Raw genomic sequence first — 17,668 nt, forward strand, 5'->3', positions numbered from 1 at the left:
GTCCTCGGCGGATCGGTCAGGCGGGAGCGGTGGCCAGGTAGTCGTGGCCGCCAACGTAGACGGTGTGCCCGGGCGGCGTGTTCCCGGTCGTGGCGTCGGCGACGGCGGTCGCGAATTCCAGGACGGTCGGGAGGTCGCCGTGCTCGCGGCGGGCGGTGACGGCGTCGGGGTCGCGGCGCTCGAGCAGCCGGACGATGATGGTGCCGTCGATCATGTCGCCCGAGACGACGGTGAAATCGATACCGCGACGGGCGAATTCGGGTGCCATGGCGCGCAGCGCGTCCTCGCCGGCGCGTTTGCTCGCGGCAATGGATTCATAGCCGGGCGGCACCTCGCGGCCGGGGGAGAAGTGCGCCTGATGACTGGTGACGAAGACCAGCCGTCCCAGGTGCGGAAGCGCCAGTTCGGCCAGGCGGACCTGGGCATCACGATTGAGCAGCATGGCGTAACCGGGCGCGGCGTCGCGTTCCAGGCCGCCGGAGGCATTGAGGATCAGCACATCGAGCCGCCCGTGCGCGGCGACCACCGAGTCGACGAGCGCTCGGGCACTGCCGGGATCGGCGATGTCCGCACCGGTCACCGAGGCGCTCCCGCCCGCCGCGACGATCTCCTGTGCCAGATGTTCGGCGCGGGTGCGCTTTTCGCGATAGTTGATCACCACGTGATCCCCGCGCGCCGCCAGCACCCGCGCGGTCTCCGCGCCGATGCCGCGGGACGCGCCGGTGATCAGGACGATCCGCCGATCGGTGTCCGAGGTCGCTGTCATGCCCGAAGTCCATCCCCTCGATTGCTTCTGATTCAGAAGCACTAGCCTGATACTTCGAAATGAGAAGCGCAAGTCAGCCGCCGCCCGCCAACAGCCGCGCCGACCCCTCCGCCGCACCCCTGCTGGCCGCCATGGACCTGCTCGGGCAGCGCTGGACGCTGCGCGTGATCTGGGAACTCGAACCCGGCCCGCTGGGCTTCCTCGAACTGCGCCGCCGCATGGGCAACTGCTCCTCGAGCATGCTCTCGGTGCGGCTGCAACGCCTGGTGGAAGCCGGGGTGGCGGACAAGAAGCCGGACAAGTCCTATGAATTGACCCGCGCCGGAAGGGAATTGGGGCGGGCGCTGGAACAGGTGTGGCAGTGGTCGGAGCGGTGGGCCGAGCAGCTCGAGCGAGCAGGCGGGGGAGACGCCTGACGCTCGGGCAGCGCCGGATATCTCAGACACTCCGAGATCTCAGGCGGCGTCCCCGGGTCCGGTGATTCCGCGCCGGATCTCGCCCGGCGAGTGCTCGAAGCGCATCGGGTCGCGGAAGTGCGAGGAGTAGAGCTGCCACGGGACGCTGGTCACCATCACCTGCGGCTCGAACAGCAACCGCGCCTTCAACCGCAGCGAACTCTGATTGTGCAGCAGGTTCTCCCACCAGCGCCCGACCACGTATTCGGGAATGAAGACGCTCACCACATCCCGGGGCCGCGACTTGCGTTGGCGTTTGATCTCTTCCAGCACCGGCCGGGTGATCTCCCGGTACGGCGATTCGATCACCTTCAGCGGAATGCCGACATGGTATTTGTCCCAGTCACGCGCGAGGGCGCGGGTGTCGTCGTCGTCCACGTTGACCGTGACCGCGGTGAGCGTGTCGGGCCGGGTGGCGCGCGCGAACCGCACGGCCTGCTGGGTCGCCTTGTGCCAGCCCGACACCAGCACCAGCGCGTGCACCCGTCCCGGCAGCGTCTCGATCTCGCCGGGATCGATGGCCAATTCGGTCCGCACCGACGAATAGTGCCGGTGAATCGACCACATCAGCGCCACCAGCACCGGAATCGCGATGACCACCAGGTACGCGCCGTGGGTGAACTTGGTGATCATGACGACCACCAGCACCACCCCGGTGAAGCACGCGCCGAACGCGTTGATCAGCCGCGCCCGATGCACCCGCAGCCGCTCCGCGCCGCCCTCGGCCCGGAGCAACTCCCGATTCCAATGCCGCACCATGCCGGTCTGGCACAACGTGAACGAGGTGAACACCCCGAGGATGTAGAGCTGGATGAGTCGCGTGGTGGACCCGTGGAAGGCGTAGATGAGCGTGCCCGCGACCACCGCCAGCAGGATGATGCCGTTGGAGAAGGCCAGCCGGTCGCCGCGGGTGTGCAGCTGCCGCGGCATGTAGCGGCGTTGCGCGAGAATCGAGTTCAGCAGCGGGAAACCGTTGTAGGCGGTATTGGCGGCCAGGATGAGGATCAGCGCCGTGGTCACCATGAGGTAGTAGAAGGCCACGCTGTGCCCGCCGAACACCGCCGCCGAGATCTGGGCGATGACGGTCTTCTGCGCGTCGGTATGGCAGTCGCCGCTGAATCCGATCAGATCGCAGGCATTCTCGACCACCCGGGTCTTGGTGATCATGGCCAGCGCGGTCACCCCGGCGAACATGGCGATGGCGATGACGCCCATGGCCGTCATGGTGCGGGCGGCATTGCGCGCCTTGGGTTTGCGGAACGCGGGCACGCCATTGGAGATCGCCTCCGCGCCGGTGAGCGCGGTACAGCCGGAGGAGAAGGCCCGTAGCAGCAGGAACGCCAGTCCCGCCGTCGAGAGCCCGACCTGCTCGGCGTGGATCTCGTAGTGCGCGCTCTCGGCCACCGGCGTGTGCCCCAGCAGCGTCTGCCCCAGCCCGACCGCGATGAGCGCGAAGATCCCGAGAATGAAGCCGTAGGTTGGAATCGCGAACGCGCGCCCCGATTCCCGCACGCCCCGCAGGTTCATGGCGGTCAGGAACACGATGAAGGCCAGATTGACCGCCACCCGATACGGGTTCAGCTCCGGGATCGCGGAGATGATGTTGTCCACGCCCGCCGACACCGAGACCGCCACGGTCATCACGTAGTCGACCAGCAGCGCGGCCGCCACCACCAGCCCCGGCAGCGCGCCGAGGTTCTCCGCGACCACCTCGTAGGACCCGCCGCCGGACGGATACGCCTGCACCACCTGGCGATACGACAGCGCCACCACCGCCAGCAGCACCACCACGCCGCCGGCCACCAGCGGCGTGAAATGCAGATAGGTCAGCCCGCCGAGGGTGAGGATGAGCAGGATCTCCTGGGTCGCGTAGGCGACCGACGACAACGGGTCACTGGCGAAAATGGGCAGCGCCAGCCGTTTGGGCAACAGCGTCTCGCCGAGCCGATCGCTGCGAAACGGACGCCCGAGCACGAGACGTTTGGCGACGTCGATCGGTGAAACCACGCTGGGAGCCTAAGGGCGGAAACCGAACGAACCGGAACCCCATGCCGTATGGATTTCGTAAAGATACCTGAGAGTTCGGTGCTTCTCGTTGCGAGTTTCGAGACTTGTGCGGTTGATCCAACAACCACCTAGACTGTCTGGGACGTGAACAAGGATGAGGAGAGGTGACACGATGGGAGACCGGACGGTCGTCGCCGACGTTGCCGACGAATTGGCGCGCCGCGTGGCATCCGGGGAGTACGAGCCCGGTGGTCTGATGCCGTCCGTCCGCCAGGTCGCCGACGAATTCGACCTCAATCGCGCTACGGCGCAATTGATTCTGGGCCGGCTGGAGTCCTACGGCTTCGTGGACGCCTACCGCGGCAAGGGATTCGTCATCCGCGATGTGCGCGCCGAGGGCGGCGTCGACGTGTATCGCCGCCTGTTCCGGTTGTCCATGCCGGATCCGGAGCTGGCCGCGGAGATGTTCGGCCATATCGTCGACGAGGAACGCGGCATCGCGCTCGAGGCGCTGCTGGATTACACCGGCAGCGAGCGCGCCCTGGATCCGGCCGACCTCAAGGACGAGATCGACGCCCTGGAAACCCTTGCCCGCGGCACGGATCCGGATCCGCACCGCATGCTGAGCATCGAGCTGAGCCTGCTGCGGCGGCTGCTGACCGCGCTCGGGCATTCGGTGCAGCGGGCGGTGCTCAACTCCATCGGCGAGATGGTGCTGGAGGTGCCGCAGGCCGTCGAGGCGTATTTCGCGGTGTCGCCGGATCTGCACGTGCTGGTGTGGCGGGCGCTGGTGGCGGTGTGGGAGTCCGACGGCGGGCCGAGTCAGGCGCAGCTGGCGCTGTTCGAGGATCTGTTCGGGATGTACCACCAGAAGGTGGTGGCGCGGTTCGAGGAGCTGGTCGGGGCGGCCGGATCCGCGGTGCCGCAGGAGATCACGGGGCACGCGGCGACGGCCTAGGGAAAACCCCTGCCGGGCAAATGATTCCGACAGGTCGGTTTTGTCCCAGACAACCCCCCTGGACACGAATTCAGCGCCCGCGCAACGGCTTCAGGACCCGATCACCGCGTTCATGATGGTGCCCGCGCTCGTCGCCACGACGCCGCCGATGAGCGCGCCGGCCACCTGCTTCGGGGCGGTCAACGCACCGCCGTTCCACTTCTCCCACGCGAACTTTCCGCCGGCGTAGATGATCGCGAGCACGCCCGAGAGCAGGATGAACCAGGTGAAATAGCGGACCAGCCGCAGCAGTTTGTCGGCGACCGGCGGGGTCTCGGGCGTCGGATTGAAGATCTGGGCGTGTTGAATCTGCGTGAGCAGTTCATGAGTGGCTGTCAGCATCATCTCGGCGCTCTTCCACGTGGGGGCAGTTCCTCCATCCGGAGTACCCGCCGCACCCACCGGCACGCAAGTGATTGCTGGACAAGGGAACCCGAGCGCGGCCCGTCCCGTAGGGGAGACGGTGTGCAGGCCCGCCTGACGCATGCGGCGCGAACGCAACCTTGCGCACGACACGCTTTCGCGGCGGGCGGTCCTCAGTCCACGTCGTTGTCGGCCGACAGGTACGCTACGGCGGCCAGATACTGCCGGCACGCGAAGTGCTGATCGTGCGCGCGGAGGATCGCGCGGGCCTGACGATAGGTCAGCGAACGCGGCTCGATATCGCAGTCGGCGGCGATATCGGCCCGGTGACCGGCGGTGGAATCGGTGGAACGGACGAGCATCTGCGTCATTGGATGCCTCTGGCCGATGGGGAATGGTGCACCGAGTTTAGGGTCACGGATCGTGCAGATGCAAGCACATCTGCACGCTCGCATCCGGTGTCATCGCCCCCCGGCCGGTGTCGGCGCGGGGCCGGCAAGCGCTCGTCGCAGGTAACTGCGCGTTTGGAATCCGGCATTTCGGCGTCACGTGACTTTTCGGGCCGGTAGCCGAGCGACTAATCGGATAGACGGGACCGACGGGCCGGAATTGTCCGAAAAACTTCGCAACTTCGCTTGGGCTTTCGCCTGTTCAAGATCAAAGCTGTTGTGTTGCAAAGGATGTGCCGACTCCGGGCCATCGATACCGGGCAATCTGCGTGCTATCGTCGTGCTTGCGGTTGCAACTGTAAGTACACCTGATCGAACATTTGCAAGTACTGGAACCACCGTCTGCGGGCGGTACTGGCAAGGAGTCGGAAATGACGGACATCTCGGCAACCCCCTTCGATCGCTCGAATCTGTTGTGGCGCAAGAGCACCTTCAGCAACCCCAGTGGGAACTGCGTGGAACTGGCCCCGATGGCCGACGGGCAGGTCGCGGTGCGTAACTCGCGTGACCCGGAAGGCTCGCTGATCGTGTACACCCGCCCGGAGATCGACGCGTTCCTGCGCGGCGCGAAGAGCGGAGAATTCGACGACCTCGCGCGCTGAGCGGTAGCATTGGCAATCGGCGCGGTGGTTCGCGACATACGGTTGTGAGTCCACTGACGGCAAACCCGAACATCGGAGTGGACCCCATGATCGCAGAACCCGTTGCCCACGATCGGGCGGATTCCGCTGTCGCCGAACGTGGCCCGACCGCACTGCGTATCGCGGTCGGCAGTCAGCTACGGAAACTGAGGGAACAGAGCGGTATCACACGGGAGGCCGCGGGTGAACACATCCGCGGGTCCCATGCCAAGATCAGTCGCCTGGAACTCGGGCGCACCGGATTCAAGGAACGGGACATCCGGGATCTGTTGTCGCTGTACGGCGTTAAGGATCCCGGTGAGCTCGATCAGTTCCTGGATCTGGTTCGCAAGGCGAACCAGCCGGGTTGGTGGCATCGCTACAGCGATCTGCTGCCGTCCTGGTTCGAAACCTATCTCGGTCTCGAGCACGCGGCGAAATCCATTCGCACCTATGAGGGTCAGCTCGTCCCGGGTCTGCTGCAGACCCCGGACTACGCCCGCTCGGTCGTAGCCCTCGGGCACGATGTGGATGGAGAACGCCGCGTCTCGCTGCGCCGGCGCCGCCAGGAGCTACTCACCCGCGACGACGCACCCAGCTTCTGGGCCGTGATCGACGAGGCGGTGCTGCACCGTCCCGTGGGCGGGCCGGGGGTCCTGCGCGGGCAGATCGAGTACTTGATCGAGTTGTCCCAGCGCCCCAACATCACCATTCAGTTGCTGCCGTATGCCGCGGGCGGGCATGCGGCAGCGGGCAGTTCGTTCACGATGCTGCGCTTCGCCGAGCCGGAACTTCCCGACATCGTCTACCTCGAGCAGCTGACGAGTGCGCTGTACCTGGATCGGCGACAGGATCTGGAGCTCTACCGCCAGGTCATGGATCAGCTGAGCGTGCAGGCGGAGCCGCCGGAGCGCACCCGCAAAGAGCTGGCGCGGATAGCTGCGGACCTGGATTAAGGTCCCCGCATACGGATAAGGGGCCCCTCTCGGGGCCCCTATCAGCGTGCCGTAGATCGGACGAGTCGGTCTGCGGCGCGGCCGGAATGGGATTACTGCCTGATGAAACTGGAGGCGATACGCCAAAATGCCTCCGGCTGCATGGTATGCAGGTCCCAGTCGTTCACCATGGCATGTGCCGTGGTGACGATCCGCTCGATGTCGAAATCATACCGAGTGGCCGCTCCAGTGGATTCGACCTGGCGGATGACGAAAGCGGTTGCCGTCTCACGTGAATAGGTTTGCTCCGGCTGACTTCTGTCGGCAAACCCGAGTCGGCTGAGGTTGATTGGCTGGTTCATTCGAACGCCCCTGACGCCAGGCCGACGGCTAACCGTGGGCGAAGAATCGCCGGTGATTCACCGCTCGGCTCTCTGGTTGTCCCCTTATTGGTGCCTTGCACGACGAGTCTATGACCGTGCATTGCGCAGATGCAAGTACATCTGCAACATCGAATTCCCAGCGTCAGAGCCCTTTTCGGGATGCTATGAGTTTGCGAAACCGGGGTTGGCAAAAGGTTGTAACCAGGCCGAACGGGGCTGCCCAGGTACTTCCGAACGAAAGGACGCGGGCAACTGCGCGATTCCGCTTTTTCCAGGCGTTTGCGGAAGATCGAATCGGCCGCGTTTGAAGATCAAATTCCGCTCTGACTGGCGGATTCTCCCCACTTCTCGGCCTTCGCCCGCCGATGTTCGAGCACCATCAGGCCGATTCCGAAACGCAGACAGAGCACACTCGCGAGCGCGCACAGCCCGCTCCAGGTGAGTGAGCCGTAGCCGACCGCGGTCAAAGCCAATGCGATCGCGACGATTCCGGCGGCGGCCAGAATCGGGCCGGGTAAGTTGTGTTCGTCCGCGCAGGCTTTCGGAGCGACAGGCATCATCCGCTGGCCTTTCTCCGGGGTATGCAGAAACTATCCCACCCGGATACCCGAGTGCCTACAGGCGAATCCCACAGCTGTACAGCCGTGTTCACAACGCGGCTGCCGAACCGCGTTCGCGGGGGCCGTCACTGATGCCCAGATCGTCCAGGAGGTCGAGAAACGCGCGGGCATAGGGCGAGGCCGCCGTGCCGGCCCGCACGCGCGCCCAATCGACCTGTGCGCGCATTTCGCGGGCGATATGCAGCAGCCGGGTGAAATCCAGCCGATTCGGATCGGCCACGGCCAGTTCGTCCACCAGCAGATCCGAGACGGTGATCACCGGCGCCGCGGTCGCGCCGATGGGCAGGCGCTCCGCGCGGGCGAGCACCTCGTCGGAGACCGGCCGCGGCGGCCGCAGCCCCGCCTCGGCCAGCACCCGCAGTCCCCGCGCCACATCACCGGGACGCACCAGCACCTCCACGTCGGAGCCGACCTCGCTGAGCGGGCCGCCGCGGGCGTACACCGCGCAGTCGCCGGTCAAGGCACACGGAATGTCGTTGTCGCGCAGCACGTGCACGGTGCGGGTGAGGGTGCCGAGCATCCGCTCGATCGTGGAGACCACACCGGAGACGTACCCTTCGCGACCCACTTCGAATCTGCCCGGCCCGATTGCGAACCTGTCATTGCGAGCCCTCGCGGCGCGCTGTCGCGTGCCCGCCCACCGGACCCCGAATTGGGACGTGTTCCAGTGTTGTGTTAGCTGTGGAAACAGTGGATCGATCAACCAGAGTGGACGGAGCCGATGCCATGGCGGACGTGCCCGCGTATTTCGACGCAGTGGACGGCGGGTTCTTCCCGACCCCGTACGCGGCCAGCCAGTGGTCCGCGGCCCAGGTGGTCGGCCCGGCCCTGACCGGCTTGCTGGCCCGCGAGCTCGAGCGCGCGCACGCCACCGACGGTTTCGTGCCGGTGCGCCTGACCGTGGACCTGTTCAGCGCGGCCCGCTTCGAGCACACCACCACCCCGACCACGCGGGTGCGCGACGGCCGCCGGATTCGCGTCGCGGACGTGAGCGTGGTGCAGGGCGGGAAGGTGGCCGCGCGGGCGTCCACGGTGCTGCTGCGGCCCGATGAGCAGCCGCCCGGGGAGCTGTGGCATCGCGAGCGCGAGCCGCGGCCGCCGGCGCTGGAGGCCGCGCCGGCCTCGCCGCTGCCGCAGCTGCCGCTGTTCGACAGCGGCGAGGACTCCCCGCGGTGGTCCTCGGTGCCCACCGATCACGAGAACAACCGGCGGAAGCGGACCTGGCAGAATCCGATTCGGGTGATCACCGGGGAGGAGCTGACCCCGTTCGTGCGGGTCGCGGTGGTGGCCGAGGCGACCAGCATGATGACCAACTGGGGCGACAAGGGCATCGGGTTCATCAATACCGATATGACGCTGGGCCTTTCGCGCCAGCCGCTCGGCACCGAGATCGGCGTCGAGGCCGACAGCCACTTCAGCGAACACGGCATGGCGGTCGGGGTGGCGACGCTGTTCGACCGGGGTGGGTCGTTCGGCAGCTGCATGGTGACCTCCGTGTCCAATGCGGGACGCCAGATCAGCACCGCGCAACTCGACATGGTGATGCGCCGCCGGCGGTGAAAAACGGCCGTGGGGGCGGAAAGCGGCCGTCAGGGCACGGACCGGTCTCGATGTGGCTTCGAACCCGCGAGTCCGGAGTGTCGGGCGGGTCGGTCCCCGTAGGCTCGCGCGCGTGAGATGAGGAGCTGACTGCCCGGACCGCCGACAAATCCGAAGCGTGGGGGTGTTGTGCTGCGTCGCCTGCGAAATATCGCCGGTGCCTTGATGATCGGATGCGCTGCGATCGTCGGATACGGTGCTGCACCGGCATTCGCGCAACCACCTGCCACCGACATCGGCGGACCCTCGGCCGCACCGGCCGCTCCCGCGGCGCCCGCCGCGCCCGGCCTGCCCAGCCTGCCCGGGCTCTGGCAGCACTGGGTCGATCAGGTGATCCCCACCCCGCCGCTGGCGCCCGCGCCCGCGGACTCGCCCCTGATCGACACCGCCGATCTGTCACCGGATCTCGCGGCGCTGCGCGCGGCCGTCATGCCCGCCGCCATCGGGGACCCGTTCGTCGACGACTGGCCCGACCGGCTCGACGGCTACGACCCGGGCGGCATCGTCGAGGTCCGCGACGTGACCCGCACCGCCGCACCCACATTGATCGTTCCGGTGCGGCAGGTGCTGCAAGTGAAGTACCGCAGCAACGATTCTCACGACAAGGCGTCCTACGGGATCGCCAGTCTGGTGCTGCCGCAGGGGGATTGGCCGGGGCCGGGGGAGCGGCCGGTGGTGGTGAACAATCTGCCGATCGATGCGCTCGGCCGCGACTGCAACCCCAGTTACACCATGGCGCACGGGTTCACCCGCGCCTCCAACTTCACCGGCTACATTCTGCCCACCACCCAGCTGGCCCTGTTGCGCGGCTACGCCGTGCTGATCACCGACCACGAGGGCCCGCGCATGGCCTACGCCGACCCGGTCGTGGCCGGCCGTCTCGTCCTCGATTCCATCCGCGCCGTGCGCTACGCGCTGCCGGATGAGCTGGGCGACAGCAAGTTCGGCATGATCGGATATTCCGGCGGGGCGATCGCCACCAACGGCGCGGTGAAGCTGATGTCGGAGTACGCGCCCGAACTGGCCGGCGTGGTGGTGGGGGCGGCCATGGGCGGGGTGCCCGCGGATTTCAGTCTGCTGGCGCACACCATGAACGCCAATCTGGCCTCCGGGGTGTTTCTGGGCGCGGTGTTCGGCATCGGCCGCGAACGGCCCGAAATCCTCGCGCACATGAACCATTTGGCGGAATGGGTGGCGGTGTCGTTCCTCAACAGCGAATGCAGTGAGGTCTTCTCCGCGCCAGGGGTGTTGCAGCTGCCGGTGGACGCGGTCGCCGACATGCCCGACGCCCTCGACAGCGATCTGGCCCACGAGATCTACGCCGTCACCCGCATGGACGGCAAGAAATCCCCGGTGCCGCTGTACATCTACAACGGCGACCAGGAGATCTGGGTCCCGGCCGTCGGCGCCGAGAACCTCTACCGCGAACAGTGCTCGCTCGGCGTGCCGGCGGTCTACCGCCACGTGTTCGGCGAACACTTCATCGGCGCCGTCACCGGCTACCCCGAATCCCTGTCCTGGCTCGACCAACGCCTGCGAGGCATTCCCGCGCCCAACGAATGCTGAACGCGGGCAACCGATCTGCCCGAGAGGGCCGGGTCAGATCGGGAAGAGGTTGTGCTTGCGCGGGTTGTGCTTGCGCACCGCGTTCTTGTCGCGCAACAGCTTGAGCGCCTTACGGATCTCGAGCCGCGTGGCCGAGGGTTCGATGACCGCGTCGATGTAGCCGCGCTCGGCCGCCACCCACGGGTTGTCCAGCAGCGCGTTGTAGAAGTCCACCATCTGCTGCCGCACGGCCGCCCGCTGCTCGGGCGGGGTGGCGGCGAGGGTCTTCTTCCCGGTGACGGTCACCATGCCCTCCGCGCCGATGACGGCGATGCGCGCGGTCGGCCAGGCGAAGTTGATGTCGACGCCGAGCTCCTTGCAGCCCATCACCGCGTAGCCGCCGCCGTACGCCTTGCGGGTCACGATGGTGACGATCGGGACCGTCGCCTCGATGAGCGCGCGGAACATGCGCCCGCCGCGCTTGATGACCCCGTTGCGCTCCTCCTCGACACCCGGCAACACGCCGGGGGTGTCGACGACATAGACGAGCGGAATGTTGAAGGCGTCGCAGAGCCGGATGAAGTACGCGCCCTTGTCGGAGCAGGCCGCGTCCAGCGCACCGCCCAGCACCATGGGCTGATTGGCGATCACACCCACGGGATGGCCGTCCACCCGGGCGAATCCGGTGATGAGGTTCTGCGCGGCCGCTTCCTGGATCTCGAGGAACGCGCCGTCGTCGAAGAGGCGCAGCAGCACCTCGTGCATGTCGTAGCCCTGGCGATCGGAGTCCGGAATGATCCGGTCCAGTTCGCGATCGGAGTCGGTGATCTCCGGCTCGAGGCCCGGGTTCACGATCGGCGGCTGCTCGAGGCAGCTGCTGGGCAGATAGCCCAGGTACTCGCGCGCCCACTGCAGCGCCTCGCGCTCGGACTTGGCCACGTGATGCAGCAGCCCGTTGCGGGCCTGCACGGCCGCGCCGCCCAGCTCCTCGGCGCTGATGTCCTCACCGGTGATGCCCTTGATGACCTCGGGACCGGTGACGAACATGTAGGAGTCGTCGGTCGCGATCATCACGTCCATATTGACCGGGCCGTACACCGACCCCGCCGCGCACTTGCCGAACATGACCGCGACCATCGGCACGTAACCCGACAGGTCCTCCTGCAGCCGGCACATGGTGGCGTACCAGGCCAGCGCGGTGACGCCCTCCTGAATGCGGGCGCCGCCGGAGTCGTTGATCACCACGACCGGGCAGGCGTTGTTGTAGGCGAATTCCATGGCGATGCGGACGCGGCGGCCGAAGGTCTCGCCGACCGACCCGCCCTGCACGCCGGAGTCGTGCGAGATGACCACGACCGGACGGCCGTCGACGGTGCCGCGGCCGGTGACCACGCCGTCGCCGAAGAGGGCGTTGGGGTTGCCGGGCGAGCGCATGAGCGCGCCCATCTCGACGAAGCTGCCCGGGTCCACCAGCATGTCGACCCGTTCTCGGGCGCTGGCGACGCCTTTGGCAAGACGCTTCTGGATACCCTTCTCGCCGGTGGGTTCTTCGGCGATCTCCAGGAGCTTGCGCAGTTCCGCCAGCTTTTCCGCTGTACCCGTCATTACCTCGGTCTTGCCTTTCCGCCTACATCGAGTCGGGCCCGATCGCGCCCGTGCCGAGCCGGATCGCGACTCGACCGCCCACGGTACCGTGCGACCTCGATCGCGAACCACTGAACGTGTCGGTAACCTGTGCCGCGGTGTTAGCACGGTCAGCGATACACTGCGGCGCGTGAGCTCACCTATGACTGTGCGAGCGGGGACGCCCGAGGTGATCAGGCCCGACCTCGACACCTTCGGGTTCTCGGAATGGCGGCGGACCGCCATAGTCGGTGCGGTGCTTGGCCGCTCGGTCGTGAGCAGCGTGGTGCGCGGCGGGCTGCGCCCGGCCAAGCGCAAGCGCGCGATGGCCGAGGGCGTGGTGGACGGCTTCGAGACGCTGGGCCCGATGTTCGTGAAACTGGGCCAGCTCATCGCCTCGTCCCCGGGGGCCTTCCCGCGCGAGCTGGCCGACGCCTGCCTGCGCTGCCTCGACGACGTCCCGCCCTTCCCGGCCGCGGACGCCCGCGCCATCATCGAGGCCGATCTGGGCAAGCCCATCGCCGAGCTGTTCCGCGAATTCGACGACGAGCCGCTCTCGGCCGCCTCCATCGCGCAGGTGCACGCGTGCGTGCTGGCCGACGGCCGCCCCGCGGTGGTGAAGGTGCAGCGCCCCGAGATCGCGCGGCGCATGATCGTGGATCTGCGCGCGGCCATGCGGCTGGCCCGCGCCCTGGAGAAGCGGTCGGAGAACGCGCGCGTCGCCAATACCCAAGCGGTGGTGCGGGATCTGTACGAGGCGACGGTCGCCGAGCTGAACTTCCTCATCGAGGCCGACAACCAGACCCGCGCGCGCGAGAACCTCACCGCCTTCGGCGACAATACGAATGTGGCTGTGCCCGAGGTCTATTGGGACTACACCGCGCCGCGGGTGCTGTGCATGGAGCGGATGCGCGGCATGCCGCTGGACCGCTTCGACGACATCCGTTCCGCGCATCCCGAACCCGAACTGCTGATTCGCCGACTGGTCAAGGCGTGGATGGAATCGGTTGCGGTACATGGCCTTTTCCACGGTGACGTGCACGCCGGCAACCTGTGGCTGCTCGACGACGGCCGGGTGGCGATGCTCGATTTCGGCATCGTCGGCCGCATGCAGGACGAGTGGCGCGAATTCGTGCGCGCGCTGTTCTTCGCCAGCGCCATCGACAACGACTTCCGTCCCGTCGCGCGGGCTTTGCGGGCCCTGGATCTGGTCTCCGACGACAGCGGCGACGACGCCACCATCGGGCGGCAGCTGGCGGTCGCGCTGGGTCCGGTGCTCTCGGGCAGCCTCGACAAGCTGGATCTGGGTGTGGTGTCGGCGCGGCTGCTCGAGTTCGGCAAGCGCCGGGGCGCCTCGGGGCCGCAGCAGCTGGTGCTGATGGGCAAGCAGCTGGGCTATTTCGAGCGGTACGCGGTGGCGCTGGCGCCGGGCTGGAAGCTCGGCCGCGACCTGTACCTGTTCCGCAATATCTTCCCGGCCGAGGTGGCCGCCAAGGCCGCCGAGAACGACGTCACCCTGCCCATCGACTGATCACGACGACACCGCGCCTCGAAGCTTGAGAGAACGGCCAGGAAAACCTCAGGCTTCGACCAGAATCGCCCGGCACTGTGGAGGGAGACAGTGTCGGGCGAACGTGTGAGGTGCGGAAATGGTCGAATTGGACGTCACCGGAACCACCGTGACCGTGCGGGTCACCGGAACCCATCGCTTCCTGGCGCTGCGTGACCATGTGAGTTTCGATCTGTCGCAGATCAAGCGACTGGGCCCCGCGCCGGTGGATCTGCGGCCGCCGTGGGTGCGCGCGCCGGGCACCTTCTTCCCGGGCGTCATCGCCGCGGGCATCTTCCGGGGGAAAGGCCGCAAGGAATTCTGGGACACCCGGTTCGACGGCCGGGCCGTGTTGATCGAGCTGGCGGGGTCGGAGATCACCCGCGTGGTGGTCGATGTGGAGGATGCTCAGGCCGCCCTGCGTGGGCTGTCGTCCGCGCTCGCGGCCTGAGCATCGACGGGCGAATCACGGGGTGGGGCAGAGGAATCCGCCGCTGGGCGGCGGAACCGGGACGATCCTTTCGGGGACGACCGGTGCGCCGGCGCCCGGGCCGCTGCCGGCCGGGGTGGAGGCGTGCGGCGAGGCGCCCGGGCCCGCCGCGCCCGGTGCGGCGGGCGGCGCTCCGATTTCGCCGGAGCCCCATGCAGCCGAGGGGTTGAGGGTGAATACGGTGGCACAAACGAACACACCGACTAGCAGGCCGATGGCTTTCTTTCGTGTCATGGTGAACGACGGTACAACCAGCTCAACGCAATTCGTGGGAAGCATGTGCGCCCGGAATGTCGCGACCTGCTGATCATCTGTACAGAAGTGTGAATTCGCTTGTGAGGCAAGCAAACTAATCGGTCGGATGCGGATGTTTCAGATCAATGGCTGATGTCCTGCGCCAGCGCACGTTTCGATAACGAATTGGTGTGTCGGCGAGAGTTTCGTCCGGTTCTGCGGTCGACTGCCCGGGTACGAGTACCTCGGGAGGGAGCGGAATGACCGTTGGACCGGGTTCGAGGATCGCTGCGGGCATGGCCCTCACGGTGGCGGTATGCGCGGCGGTGACGGTCGAGGCGCCGCTCGCGGCGGGGATCGGCGGTTGCGGGGCGGCGCTGGGGGACTATCGGGGAGAGTTCACCGCGGCCGAGGATTCGGCGAATGTGCTGACTTTCGACGGCGCCGGCGGCATCGCATTCCGCGGTGGTCGCGCCGGAACGGGGGAGGGGATTTACGCGGTCATTCCGTCCGGTGGATTCTCGGCCACCCTGCGAATGACCGGCGGCGGCGCCCCGACATCGATGGTCAAGAGCGTGACTTTCGCATGCCCGGCGCCCGGAACGCAGGTCGCGAGTTTCCGATCCCTCGATGAGAACAGTGCGCGATTCACCTACGCCCGATCGAAGTGAAACTCAGGTCCGCTGAGCGACTAAGGTTTTCCGCCGCCGCGGTGTGGGAGCACCTGCCCTCGGCCGTCCGGGTCTGAGGTCCGTTCGGAGGAAACCCTTGTGGGCCGCGTCACAGCGTGAGTAGCATGCTACTCACGCTGTAAGGCATGCCACATCAGCAAGCGGGTGTGCCGGTTCGAGGTCCATGGAGGAAACAATGGACGAAGTCGTCCGCGAACCAGAGGATTCACCGTTCGGCGCCAGCGTCCTGCGCAAGGTGACGGTGCGTTTGGTGCCACTACTGGTGGTCGGGTACATCGTCAGCTACATCGATCGCATCAATATCGGCTTCGCCAAGTTCGGCATGGACAAGGCGTTCGGGATGAGCGCCACCCAGTACGGCTTCGTGGCCGGCATCTTCTTCGTCGGCTACATCCTGGCCGAGGTGCCCAGCAATATCGCCATGACCCGGGTCGGCGCCCGGATCTGGCTGAGCCGGATCCTGGTGACCTGGGGCATCATCGCCGCCGCGACCGCCTTCGCCCCCAACTTCACCACCGTGTGCGTGCTGCGCTTCCTGCTCGGCGTGGCAGAGGCGGGCTTCTTCCCGGGCATCATCGTGTACCTCACCCGCTGGTACCCGAATGCCCAGCGCGCCAAGGTGATTTCCACCGTGATGGTGGCGATCCCGCTGGCCAGCGTGCTGGGCGGCCCGCTCAACGGCTGGATCCTGAGCGCCTTCGACGGCGCGCTGGGACTGTCGGGCTGGCGCTGGGTGTTCGTCGTCGGCGGGGTGCCCGCCATCGTGCTCGGCGTCCTGTTCTTCCTGACCCTCACCGATTCGCCGGAGCGGGCCCGGTGGCTCGAGGACAGCGAAAAGGCTTGGCTGACCGGTCTTCTCGCGGCCGAGGAGGCCGAACGGGCGGTGCGCGCGCCGGCCGGGCATCGGGCCGCGCTGAAGGACAAGCGGGTCGTGGCGCTGTGCGCGGCCTACTTCCTGCTGCTGTGCGGCGCGTACCCGCTCACCTATTGGATGCCCTCGGTCATCAAGCAGGCCGGGCACGGGTTGAGCAGTTTTCAGATCGGGTGGCTCTCGGCGGTGCCGTTCCTGCTGGCCGCGATCTGTATGTTCCTGACCGGTCGCGTGATCCGTGACGAGCGGTCGTCGCGTCCGGTGCTGATCGCGCTGGCCATCTCGGTGGTGGCCTTCGCGGTGACCGCGGCCGAATTGTCGGCGCCCGCGGTCGCGCTCGCCGCGATCACGGTGGCGACCATGGCCGCGCAGACCGCGAAACCCCTGTTCTGGGCGGTGCCGACGTCGTATCTGGCCGGGGTCGGCGCCGCTAGTGGCATCGCGTTGATCAACTCGCTCGGCAATGCGGCGGGTTTCGTGAGCCCCTACGCCTTCGGCTGGATTCAGGACGCCTCGCACGGGGACACCGGTCTGGCCATGGGGGTGATGATCCTGGCCAATGTCGGTGCGCTGCTGGTGCTGGCCGCCGTGGCGGTGCGAGCGCGCGGGCGCCGGATATCGGTGGGCGAACCCGTGCCCGGCGTGGGCGCGTAGGCCCGCGTCCGGGCACCGATTAAGCTCGACACTCGCCCGTGGCGTCCCGCCGCGGGCGTTCCGTCGTAGCTCTCCCGAAGAGGTCCCGTGTCGCAGGATGTGCCGGCCGACAGCAAAGCCGAGGTGATCGCCGAGGCGGTTCGCGACGCCATCCGGCAGGGCCGGCTCGAGCGCGGCGTGCTCTACTCCTCGCGCGAACTGGGCGAGATGTTCGGCGCGTCAAGGACTCCCGTGCGCGAGGCGCTGTTGAAGCTGGCCGATCTGGGCCTGGTGCGCATCGAACGCAATCGCGGCGCGCGGGTGGTGGGGCAGGACGGGCGCGGCATCGTGGAGCTGTGCAGCATGCGAGTGCTGTTGGAGCCGCCCGCGTGTCGCAGTGCGGCCGCGGTGATGACCGCGCGCGACGACGAGGCCATGCTCACCGAGTACCGGATCATGGAGCGGCTGGCCGACGGCGGCGCGGAGTACTTCGCCGCCGATGAGCGGCTGCACGAACTGATTCTGGCCGCGAGCGGAAATCTGCGGCTGGCCAAGACCGTTCGCGAACTACGCCAGACGCTGACCCTGGACGGACGCCACAGTGTGCCGCGCTACCAGCCGGTCGAGACCGCCCTGCGCGACCACTGGGACATCATCGAGGCGCTGCGTCAGCGCGACGGCGCGGGCGCGGAACGCGCCATGCGCAAGCATCTGGTGCGCTCGGGGGATCTGCTCGTCGCGCACAGCAGCGACAACGACCGCGGCCTGGTGGCCGAATGGCGGCGCTGGGTATCGGTCTCGGTGCCCGAGGGCGAGCAGATCACCTACTGAACAAGC

Annotated in this window: 20 protein-coding genes; 11 read left to right on the top strand and 9 right to left on the bottom strand. The window is 67.4% G+C overall.

The annotated features are described in order from the left end of the window. Positions 1-16: 16 nt before the first annotated feature. On the bottom strand, positions 17-766 hold the full coding sequence (locus D7D52_RS07305; protein ID WP_120735623.1) for an SDR family oxidoreductase: 750 nt from the start codon (positions 764-766) through the stop codon (positions 17-19). Positions 767-825: 59 nt separating this feature from the next. Here D7D52_RS07305 and D7D52_RS07310 point away from each other — a divergent pair, with 59 nt between their 5' ends. Further along, complete coding sequence (locus D7D52_RS07310) at positions 826-1,182, top strand: winged helix-turn-helix transcriptional regulator (protein ID WP_162958197.1); 357 nt, start codon at positions 826-828, stop codon at positions 1,180-1,182. Between the two features lie 39 nt (positions 1,183-1,221). On the opposite strand, the gene D7D52_RS07315 is transcribed toward D7D52_RS07310, so the two are convergent. Next, on the bottom strand, positions 1,222-3,228 hold the full coding sequence (locus tag D7D52_RS07315; RefSeq protein WP_120735624.1) for an APC family permease: 2,007 nt from the start codon (positions 3,226-3,228) through the stop codon (positions 1,222-1,224). 172 nt (positions 3,229-3,400) lie between these two features. Here D7D52_RS07315 and D7D52_RS07320 point away from each other — a divergent pair, with 172 nt between their 5' ends. Then, positions 3,401-4,186, top strand: coding sequence for a GntR family transcriptional regulator (locus tag D7D52_RS07320; RefSeq protein WP_120735625.1), 786 nt, complete (start codon positions 3,401-3,403; stop codon positions 4,184-4,186). Between the two features lie 90 nt (positions 4,187-4,276). Here the strand turns inward: D7D52_RS07320 and D7D52_RS07325 are convergent, their stop codons facing one another. Beyond that, positions 4,277-4,570, bottom strand: a complete 294-nt coding sequence (locus tag D7D52_RS07325) for a hypothetical protein (protein WP_120735626.1) — start codon at positions 4,568-4,570, stop codon at positions 4,277-4,279. A 191-nt stretch (positions 4,571-4,761) separates the two neighbouring features. Beyond that, positions 4,762-4,959: a hypothetical protein gene (locus tag D7D52_RS07330; protein ID WP_246023674.1), complete on the bottom strand. Its 198-nt coding sequence runs from the start codon at positions 4,957-4,959 to the stop codon at positions 4,762-4,764. Positions 4,960-5,408: 449 nt separating this feature from the next. Here D7D52_RS07330 and D7D52_RS07335 point away from each other — a divergent pair, with 449 nt between their 5' ends. Together D7D52_RS07335 and D7D52_RS07340 are read left to right on the top strand one after the other, a co-directional pair. Beyond that, on the top strand, positions 5,409-5,639 hold the full coding sequence (locus tag D7D52_RS07335) for a DUF397 domain-containing protein (RefSeq protein ID WP_120735627.1): 231 nt from the start codon (positions 5,409-5,411) through the stop codon (positions 5,637-5,639). An 86-nt stretch (positions 5,640-5,725) separates the two neighbouring features. Next, positions 5,726-6,613 carry a helix-turn-helix domain-containing protein gene (locus D7D52_RS07340; protein ID WP_120735628.1) on the top strand — a complete coding sequence of 296 codons (888 nt, stop codon included), beginning with the start codon at positions 5,726-5,728 and terminating at the stop codon, positions 6,611-6,613. A 92-nt stretch (positions 6,614-6,705) separates the two neighbouring features. Here D7D52_RS07340 and D7D52_RS07345 read toward each other — a convergent pair whose 3' ends face one another. From D7D52_RS07345 to D7D52_RS07355, 3 genes are all read right to left on the bottom strand, one after another. Then, on the bottom strand, positions 6,706-6,954 hold the full coding sequence (locus D7D52_RS07345) for a hypothetical protein (protein ID WP_033089065.1): 249 nt from the start codon (positions 6,952-6,954) through the stop codon (positions 6,706-6,708). A 332-nt stretch (positions 6,955-7,286) separates the two neighbouring features. Continuing rightward, positions 7,287-7,532, bottom strand: coding sequence for a hypothetical protein (locus tag D7D52_RS07350; protein WP_162958198.1), 246 nt, complete (start codon positions 7,530-7,532; stop codon positions 7,287-7,289). Positions 7,533-7,623: 91 nt separating this feature from the next. Continuing rightward, positions 7,624-8,163 (bottom strand): hypothetical protein, encoded by a 540-nt coding sequence (locus D7D52_RS07355; RefSeq protein ID WP_246023675.1) that lies wholly within the window; start codon positions 8,161-8,163, stop codon positions 7,624-7,626. 158 nt (positions 8,164-8,321) lie between these two features. Here D7D52_RS07355 and D7D52_RS07360 point away from each other — a divergent pair, with 158 nt between their 5' ends. Further along, positions 8,322-9,155, top strand: coding sequence for an acyl-CoA thioesterase domain-containing protein (locus D7D52_RS07360; RefSeq protein WP_120735630.1), 834 nt, complete (start codon positions 8,322-8,324; stop codon positions 9,153-9,155). 204 nt (positions 9,156-9,359) lie between these two features. Next, entirely contained in the window at positions 9,360-10,760 is a 1,401-nt protein-coding gene (locus D7D52_RS07365; RefSeq protein ID WP_120743892.1) for a lipase family protein, read from the top strand. A 33-nt stretch (positions 10,761-10,793) separates the two neighbouring features. Here D7D52_RS07365 and D7D52_RS07370 read toward each other — a convergent pair whose 3' ends face one another. Next, the gene (locus tag D7D52_RS07370) at positions 10,794-12,344 is read right to left on the bottom strand and encodes an acyl-CoA carboxylase subunit beta (RefSeq protein ID WP_120735631.1); all 1,551 of its coding nucleotides are present in this window, start codon (positions 12,342-12,344) and stop codon (positions 10,794-10,796) included. Between the two features lie 181 nt (positions 12,345-12,525). Here D7D52_RS07370 and D7D52_RS07375 point away from each other — a divergent pair, with 181 nt between their 5' ends. Both D7D52_RS07375 and D7D52_RS07380 read left to right on the top strand, forming a co-directional pair. Beyond that, positions 12,526-13,893 carry an ABC1 kinase family protein gene (locus D7D52_RS07375; protein WP_120735632.1) on the top strand — a complete coding sequence of 456 codons (1,368 nt, stop codon included), beginning with the start codon at positions 12,526-12,528 and terminating at the stop codon, positions 13,891-13,893. 118 nt (positions 13,894-14,011) lie between these two features. Next, the gene (locus tag D7D52_RS07380) at positions 14,012-14,362 is read left to right on the top strand and encodes a hypothetical protein (protein ID WP_120735633.1); all 351 of its coding nucleotides are present in this window, start codon (positions 14,012-14,014) and stop codon (positions 14,360-14,362) included. Positions 14,363-14,377: 15 nt separating this feature from the next. On the opposite strand, the gene D7D52_RS37615 is transcribed toward D7D52_RS07380, so the two are convergent. Then, the gene (locus D7D52_RS37615; RefSeq protein WP_162958199.1) at positions 14,378-14,635 is read right to left on the bottom strand and encodes a hypothetical protein; all 258 of its coding nucleotides are present in this window, start codon (positions 14,633-14,635) and stop codon (positions 14,378-14,380) included. 296 nt (positions 14,636-14,931) lie between these two features. Here D7D52_RS37615 and D7D52_RS07385 point away from each other — a divergent pair, with 296 nt between their 5' ends. From D7D52_RS07385 to D7D52_RS07395, 3 genes are all read left to right on the top strand, one after another. Continuing rightward, on the top strand, positions 14,932-15,306 hold the full coding sequence (locus D7D52_RS07385) for a hypothetical protein (protein ID WP_120735634.1): 375 nt from the start codon (positions 14,932-14,934) through the stop codon (positions 15,304-15,306). A gap of 196 nt (positions 15,307-15,502) precedes the next feature. Continuing rightward, on the top strand, positions 15,503-16,852 hold the full coding sequence (locus D7D52_RS07390; RefSeq protein ID WP_120735635.1) for an MFS transporter: 1,350 nt from the start codon (positions 15,503-15,505) through the stop codon (positions 16,850-16,852). Between the two features lie 87 nt (positions 16,853-16,939). Then, a complete protein-coding gene (locus D7D52_RS07395; protein ID WP_120735636.1) occupies positions 16,940-17,662 on the top strand; it encodes a GntR family transcriptional regulator in 723 nt (240 codons plus the stop codon). Positions 17,663-17,668: the final 6 nt, after the last annotated feature.

Origin of the sequence: Nocardia yunnanensis, assembly GCF_003626895.1 — a bacterium.
Lineage (GTDB): Bacteria > Actinomycetota > Actinomycetes > Mycobacteriales > Mycobacteriaceae > Nocardia > Nocardia yunnanensis.